General features: G+C 67.1%; 1 protein-coding gene. It reads right to left on the bottom strand.

Going from position 1 to position 2,544, the window contains the following annotated elements:
• Nucleotides 1-410: 410 nt before the first annotated feature.
• Nucleotides 411-2,544 (bottom strand): hypothetical protein (locus ACIBCA_RS37135; RefSeq protein WP_396287604.1); only part of this gene is annotated, 2,134 nt, incomplete at its 5' end.

Below are 2,544 nucleotides of genomic sequence, written 5' to 3' on the forward strand. Positions count from 1 at the left end.
GGCCCAGCCGGGCCGAAGAATGCGCGATGCGCATTCTTTGAGCCTTTTCGAATCCCGCTTCGCGGAATTCGGGCTCTGTTCCGAGCGCTTTTCGTTGGCTTTTCCTGACCCCTCAAGAATTAAAATCCTAACCCTTCGCCGCTTCGCGACGAGGGGTTTTAGAGTCGAATCCAACTCGACTTCTTGCCGTTTATCGAATTCGCCGTGGCGCCCCTTTTCGCCCCATTCTCTCGCCATTTTCGAGGCCCCCGTTGACGATGTGACGCGAATTTTGGGTAGCGTCGTGTATCACTTCCTGGCCGTCAGGAAACCCCGCCGGAGGTCCCATGCCGACCCGATATCACGATGGGAATTTCCCGGAAATGGCCATGAAAATGCCCCCTCGAATGGAGGGGGCATTTCTCGGGGAATTACTCCCCTACGCGCTTCTGCTTCCTTTCCTCTACTTCCTGGAAATAGGCTCGGATTTCGCTCGCGAGGAAGAGATTGCTCTTGGGGCCCGTCCCCGTGGGGAACTTGTCCTTGTTCCGGGTCTTGTGCTGGCGAATGTTGGCCTCGGTGATGGGGATTTCCAGGGCCTTGAAGCGGCGGGCGATCTCCGCGATGGGCAGGCGCTCCTCGGGGGCCTCGGTGGGCGCCTGGGCGGCCTGCTGGGCGTCGGCCGGCGCCTGCCCGGCCTGGTCGGTGCGGGGCGCCAGGAGGTTCAGGAGGGCCGCCCTCAGCTCGGGGTCGCGCCCGTCCGCCATGGCGTCACGCAGGGCGTCCAGGGCGGCGTCATGCGGCATGTCAGTCCGGGCCGTGTCACGGCTCTGAGCTGGGATCTTGTCCAGCAGAACCGCGGGGGTGGGGTTCACCTCGGGGTCATGTGACGTGCCCTTCAGCAGGGCCGGCACTTCCTGCTCCTGGGGCTTGGGCGGGGTGCCGTAGAGGCCTGCCGCGTCGTAGGTCCAGGGGCGGCGGGAGCGGGCTTCCTGGGCCCACTCCATGTACCGGGCGGGGGAGGCCTCGGGCGGGTTGCAGCTCGGCACCTGGAGCCAGATCCGCTCTCCGTCGCGGTTCACGAGAATGCGCCCGGCCTGGTCGTTGGCGGTGATATCCGGCATGCGACCGCCGATAATGCGGTCCCACTGCTTCTCCTTGATTTTGCCCATGATGATTTCCGGGAAAAGGACGCTCATGCCCTGGTTTCCGGTCTTGTCGTCGCGGAGGTCCTGGAATACTCCGATGACGTGTCCGTTGACGCTGCGGGCGGTGCGGAGGCAGGAGGCGACCTCTGCCCAGAACGGGTCTCCGGCGGGCGCTCCATTCGGCTTATTGCGGCGCCACCATTCCTTGGAAAGGTCGGCCGTTTCGTTGGCCTCCTCCATAATGAGGACGACGCCCGGGAGGGAAATGGACGCGTTGCGGAGCTGAACGTATTGACGGGCCTCCGCGACCTTCCGGAACCAGGAGACGACCCGGCGCATATCGCCGACCGCCATAGGGTCGTTGTAGAGGTAAAAGCCGGGCAGTCCAGAGAAGCAGGCGACGGAATTACGCTTGGGGTCCGTGGCCACGATGGTCCAGCCCTGCCAGGCCAATTGCAGGATGATGAACTGGATCAAGTTTGACTTTCCACCGCCGGATCCGATGGAAAGCGCCCAGTGCGCGCTGTCGCCCTCAAGGCGCTTCGTCACGATCTCGCCGAAGGCGTCCATTCCGAGGACCACCTCACCCGGTGCGCAGGCGAAAATCGCCTCCTGCACGCGGGGGTCGAAGAAGTCCAGGAAGGCCGGGCACGCGGGCTTGGGGGGCGCCGGCGGCTTGTGGGTCCACTGCACCCAGTGGTCGCCGTCCTGCTGCCCGGACTTGAGCTGCCACCGCGCCACCCACTCCCCGGGGAGCTTGAGGTTGATCAGGGTCGTGAGGTTCTGGCGGTCCAGCTCGGCGCCGACGAACGTCAGCGGCAGGACCAGGCGCACGGTGGCGTCCTCGTCGGCGAGGTCGGCCGGGATGGTCAGCCAGTCCTCCATCCAGGCCTGGTCCGGCTCGGGCAGGGCGATCTGCTCGCGCAGGATCGGCCACAGGGCCGGGCCGTACGTCGCCTCGTCGCCCACCGGCTCCCGCGCCTGGCGCAGGGACCACAGGACGTGGTGGTCGCCGCCCATGAGGCTCCACCGGCTGGACCACCGGCCGGGCAGGCGGACCTTCACGATGTCGTCCAGGCCCGCGCGGTCGCGGTCGGTGCCCACGAAGGTCTGCGGGAGGTCCAGGCGGACCTGGGCGCCGGGGGCGAACCAGTCCGGGACGGCCAGCCACTTCTCCATCGGCTCGTCCTCCGGCAGCCGCAGGGCGATCCGCAGGAGGAACCACAGGTCCGCCGCGTACACCTCCTCGTCGGTGGGCTCCGGCGGCGTCCAGTAGCCCAGCCCTTCCGGGCCGGTGGCGACCAGGCCGACGGCGACCAGGGCGACGGCCCCGGCGCCGAGCTGCACGCCGCCCGGGTACGCGCTGTAGAGCATCACGCCGCCGAAGACGGCCAGCCGCAGCGTGAGCACCCAGGCG

The sequence above is a fragment of the Kitasatospora sp. NPDC051170 genome (assembly GCF_044455705.1).
Taxonomy (GTDB): Bacteria; Actinomycetota; Actinomycetes; order Streptomycetales; family Streptomycetaceae; genus Kitasatospora.